Source organism: Moorena sp. SIO3I6, from assembly GCF_010672095.1.
The window spans coordinates 1-2,243 of sequence record NZ_JAAHHU010000778.1 but is presented as its reverse complement, the minus strand read 5'-3'; the positions used below and the strand labels follow the sequence as shown (position 1 = coordinate 2,243).

General features: G+C 43.0%; 3 protein-coding genes. 1 reads left to right on the top strand and 2 read right to left on the bottom strand.

Features of this window, described 5'->3' with window-relative positions:
• Together F6K49_RS42630 and F6K49_RS42625 are read right to left on the bottom strand one after the other, a co-directional pair.
• Positions 1-850 (bottom strand): cysteine peptidase family C39 domain-containing protein (locus F6K49_RS42630; RefSeq protein WP_293107489.1); only part of this gene is annotated, 850 nt, incomplete at its 3' end.
• Positions 843-1,487 carry a helix-turn-helix domain-containing protein gene (locus F6K49_RS42625; RefSeq protein ID WP_293107487.1) on the bottom strand — a complete coding sequence of 215 codons (645 nt, stop codon included), beginning with the start codon at positions 1,485-1,487 and terminating at the stop codon, positions 843-845. The genes F6K49_RS42630 and F6K49_RS42625, both read right to left, overlap by 8 nt.
• 442 nt (positions 1,488-1,929) lie before the next feature.
• Between F6K49_RS42625 and F6K49_RS42620 the strand changes: the two genes are divergently transcribed.
• Positions 1,930-2,085 (top strand): hypothetical protein, encoded by a 156-nt coding sequence (locus F6K49_RS42620; protein ID WP_198954257.1) that lies wholly within the window; start codon positions 1,930-1,932, stop codon positions 2,083-2,085.
• Positions 2,086-2,243: the final 158 nt, after the last annotated feature.

Here is a 2,243-nt window from a genome sequence, read left to right as displayed (position 1 = left end):
TCTTCACCAAATCATCGAAACTAGCTTGCACTGGACGAGTGGAAAAGCCAACACTTTCGGCAGCAAAGCACAATCCTCGCAGGGATGAGCCATCTCGGTTGACATTCGCCAACTTCCGCAAGCGATTTAAACTAAACTGCTTGCCCCAGTAGCGAGACACCATCACCAAACAAGCTGGACCACAATCGCTAGCACTCTGTTGAGCATAAAATGGATAGCGCCTAGTAATTCGTTGAAACCAATGTCCCACACGCTGAGCAGGATGAGGGAAGAAAGCTTTCTTGATTTTTTTCTGGGACTTGGTTTTTTGATGGGATCCAGAGGTGAGGGGAGTGGCGGAGTGAGCTGGGACAGGATTTTGCGTTCCGGTAGCGGCTCTTTCAGAGGATCGCATTTGGCACTGGGAGTCTCGCAATTGTGCTGTATTCCACAAATGGTCTCGGATTTGGGGATAGCGATCCATCAGAGCCAACACCACATCCGCTGGTAAAAAGCACAGCTTCAAATTCACTGAAGCTCTAGCCAAATAGGGCTCCAAGTCAACTTCTGGGAACAAGGTCAATTCGCCAAAAGACTCCTCAGTTTCCAAGGTAGTGATTAATTCACCTGCCCCATTGAGTAGTCTCACCTTACCAGCGATAATGATATAGATCCCAGCATTACTATTAGCATTACTATTGGCATTACTATTGGCATTACTAGTTCCTGCGTGCCAAAACTTGCCCACCTTAGGCTCTTTGAATTGACATCGTTTTAGGACGCGCTGGAATTCTGATGGAGACAGAGAATATCCCAGAGTCTTGCTCAATTGTTGAGGAGAAATTATTGGAGCAGATGAACTTTTAACCATTGGTACTCAGGGTTATCCTATTTGTGTAAGAGAGCATAATCGGTGAAGAATCAGGTAGAACAGCCGATTGCAAGTCATGAATCATAATGCTAACCCCACTCATCCCATTCTCAGTCGTCTTTGACTGAGCCTTACTGGATTTTCTCGGTCGAGTGGACAATCCCATCTCTTTGAGCAACCGATTCACATGGCGAGGGGTAATTTCAACCCCCAATTCCTTAGCCAAATGCTTACTCAACCAATGAGCTGTCCAGCGCCGAAATGAATAGCCACAGTCCCTAGGACTCTGTTTTACCAGTTCCTGTAACCGTTCAAGATATTGCTCATTAACCGCCTTAGGGCGACCAATGGGATTATCCTGCCAATTGAGTGCTTGACCAGTCCGAGCCATCAGGATCCAATGCCTAGCTGTCGCTGGGCAACAGCCTAAGGCTTGGCGAATTTCAGCTTGAGATTTCCCCTGATCCGCCAGCAGCATAATTTGAATACGCTGACGGTATTTTTCTGATAGATCCAATTCCAAACTTTTTTGCAGAAGTTTTTGTTGAAATGGGGTTAAATATCTCCCTGTAGTACTACCTGCACCCTTTTGGTCAGCTCGTAATTTATCTCGTAATTGATGTCCTAAGATAGCCATAACTAATGGGTCTGTTGATTATCGCTTCATCCTCAAGTTGACTCGGTCATAGTTTGCCACTTAAAGCTTCTATTTTTGATTGGCAAACTAAATTAATTGATAATTTAACCTGTGTTAATTACTTTGGTTGCGGGTTATTTTGCTAAGTAATTAGTCTACATGATTAGTTTAAAATTAGTCTACATATTTTTTTTTATAACTGCTAAACTTTATGAACAATTCATGAATTTATCGGAACTATTTTGATGACCGTTAGATAGGCTACTTGGATCTACAAATAACAGAAAAAACCGCTATTTTTATATAAAAATCATGTTAATCTTGAGGAAGATTCTGTGAAGTTAAACTGAAAACTGCTCAAAATCAACGGATAATATTATTTTTTTTTAATAAACCTCAGCCATTTGTATTAAAACCATCAGCTAAATTACTGAAAATAGTGATGTATCCCGGGCGCGGGGGTGTGGGTCTAGAGGGGGGAGTGTGGGAAGTGTGGGAAGTGTGGGGAGATAGGAAAGTGTGGGCAGATGGGGCAGTGGGCAGTGGGCAGATGGGGGAGAGGGGCATTGTAAATTACCCCAAAACTGAGTTTTATTAAGTTTTGTATACTAATTAAGGTAGAAGCGAAGGTAGAAGCGATCGCATAATCATGGTCAAAAAGGTGCAAATATGGGTAAATCTAATGGTTATAGCTGTAATTTTCCTCTCAGGCTGTGGTGAAGGTGAACCCAAGAGTGAGACTAAGCCTACAGCAGA

Coding starts and splice junctions, on each gene's coding strand:
- F6K49_RS42625 (WP_293107487.1), bottom strand. CDS start 1,487: ATGGCTATCTTAGGACATCAATTACGAGATAAATTACGAGCTGACCAA.
- F6K49_RS42620 (WP_198954257.1), top strand. CDS start 1,930: ATGTATCCCGGGCGCGGGGGTGTGGGTCTAGAGGGGGGAGTGTGGGAA.